The organism is Thermoanaerobaculia bacterium (genome assembly GCA_035717485.1).
Classification (GTDB): domain Bacteria; phylum Acidobacteriota; class Thermoanaerobaculia; order UBA5066; family DATFVB01; genus DATFVB01.
Genome location: DASTIQ010000127.1, coordinates 1 through 2,374 on the forward strand (window position 1 = coordinate 1; position 2,374 = coordinate 2,374).

Consider the following 2,374-nt stretch of genomic DNA (forward strand, 5'->3'; position numbering starts at 1 on the left):
GGAATTCCGTCCCGACCTCGTGATCCTCGACATCGGAATGCCCGGGATGGACGGGCATGCGCTCGCCCGCCGTCTTCGCGTGACCCTCGCCGGCCGGAAGGCGTTCGTCGTCGCGCTCACCGGATGGGGAAGCGCGGAGGATCGCCTCCAGAGCCGCGCCGCCGGAATCAACGAGCATCTCGTGAAGCCGGTGGATCCGCGCGCCGTCGAGCGGATCATCGAACTCGCGCGCCGTCGAACCCGCTGAATCCGCGCTCCCACGCCGGCGATTTCGCTCGCTTTTTCGACGGAGCCGCCTCCGGGCCATGGAGAAGAACTTCGCTCGCTGACCCCCGCTGAGAAAGCGTATTCCGGACGGACGACGCTTCCGGAATGTTCACCTTCGACCCAGTGGCCTGAAACGGCAATTCATTCCGTTCAAGAGAGATAGGCCTTTTCCGCTCGTGAGGCGTTTGCATCAGGTGGTCAATTTGGAACTTTCGGCGATAATTGCGCCCAAAGAAAAGGGAGGTCCAATGAGATCGGTGGTGAACTCCATCCGCCGGGTGTGTATTGCTCGTGTGTCGACCGTCGGCGTCGCGTGCGCCGTCCTGCTCGTGCTGACAGCCGGCGTCGCCGCATCGGGCGCGGAGAGCGTCGAGATCGCGGGCCTCAACGTTCCGCGGGCCGGTCACACCGGAACGCGGCTTTCGAACGGCGACATTCTGATCGCCGGCGGGGAGAACGACACGGGTCCGGTGCTCCGGACGGAGACTTTCCATCCGTCCTCGCGCTCCTTTTCCCTGGCGGGCAACCTGGAGTCCGGACGCGTCGACCACACCGCGACCCTCCTGTCGGACGGAAGCGTCTTCCTGATCGGAGGACGCAGCGGAGACCGCGCGCTCGATACGACGGAGACCTCCGCGGATGCGGGCGCGTCGTTCGAGAACGGCCCCGCGCTCAACCGGGCGCGCTACGGCCACTCGGCGACGCTCCTGCCGGACGGGCGGATCGTCGTCGTCGGGGGAGACTCCGGCGGCACGATCGAGGTGTTGGATCCGGAAAGCCATGCCTTCCGGCTGCTCGAACCGACGCTCTCCGTCCCTCGCGAATTCCATGCCGCCGCGCTCCTGCATGACGGAAGGATCCTCATCGCTGGCGGAGTCGATCTCTTCGACGGAAAGGTCGTCGCCTCCGCAGAGATCCTCGATCTCGCGGCCATGACGATCTCGGCGGCCGCGTCGCCGATGCGGACACCACGCACGCGCTTCGCGTTGAACGTCCTGCCGGACGGGAAGGTCCAGGCAATCGGCGGGGATGCGGAAGTTTCGATGGAGATGTTCAACCCGGGAGGAAGGTATTTCACGGCGCGGGCGCGGCTCCTCGACGGAGCCGGGGCGCTCTCCGCGACTTTGAGCACGCCGGGGCGATCGGCGGTCCTCGGGCGCTCGCTGCCCGCCGACCCTGCCTTCGGGACAGGCGACCGCACACTTTCGGCCCGTTCCGTCGTCACGATCCTCACGCCCGACGCCCTCGATCGCATCGAGGCGTCGGTGACGCGAAACCCGTCCGCGGGCTTCGCGCTCGCCACGGGCGGCCTTCGCGCCGCGGGCGTCCTGAGCGAAACGTCAGTCCTGACCGGAGATTCAGCCGCGACCGTGACGACCGACAAGACCGACTACTCGCCGGGGGACACGGTCGTCATCACGGGGGCCGGATGGATGCCGGGAGAGACCGTGTCGATGTTGCTTCACCAGGACGATGGTGATCCGGACCTGACCTTGACGTCGGTGTCCGACGATAGCGGGAATTTCGTCAATTCTGATTTCGTCGTCGACATGGGCGATCTCGGTGCGACGTTCCTGCTCACGGCGACGGGGTTGTCTTCGGGTTACACGGCGCAGACGACGTTCACGGACGCCAACCCCGGTCTCAACATTTCAGGTAAAGACGGCGGCCAGCACGGCCAGGTGAACGCCGAGGAAGATTTGGGCAACATCGCGCAGGGAACCTCGCTTTCGCTCACCTGCCCACGGGGCACCGGACTGACCGTGAAGGCCACGGGTTTGGGCGGAAGCAGCAGCGAGACTTGGGTGCTCGGCTATTCTTCGGTCTACGGAAACGATTCCACGCTTTCGCCACTGACGACGCTTAACCCTTCGAGTGGAACGCTTAGTTCGAGCAGCGACACCGTATGCGTGGCTACCACGATCACGACGTCAACGCTTTCTGTGGGAACGACCTACCACGGCCAGCTTCATGCAACGGGAACGTCGGGAACTAGCACCCCCACCGCAGACTATTTCTTCAAGTTTACGGTAACGGCGCCTGCCTGCTCTGCTCCGTCGATCACGACATGTCCCCCGGACCAGCACGCGAACGCGGATGCCGGCTG

The 2,374-nt window shown here is 65.2% G+C and carries 2 protein-coding genes; both read left to right on the forward strand.

Features of this window, described 5'->3' with window-relative positions:
- The coding region (locus VFS34_06765; GenBank protein ID HET9794147.1) for a response regulator at positions 1–247 on the forward strand (247 nt) is incomplete at its 5' end.
- Between the two features lie 268 nt (positions 248–515).
- On the forward strand, positions 516–2,374 hold a 1,859-nt coding region (locus VFS34_06770), incomplete at its 3' end, for a kelch repeat-containing protein (protein HET9794148.1).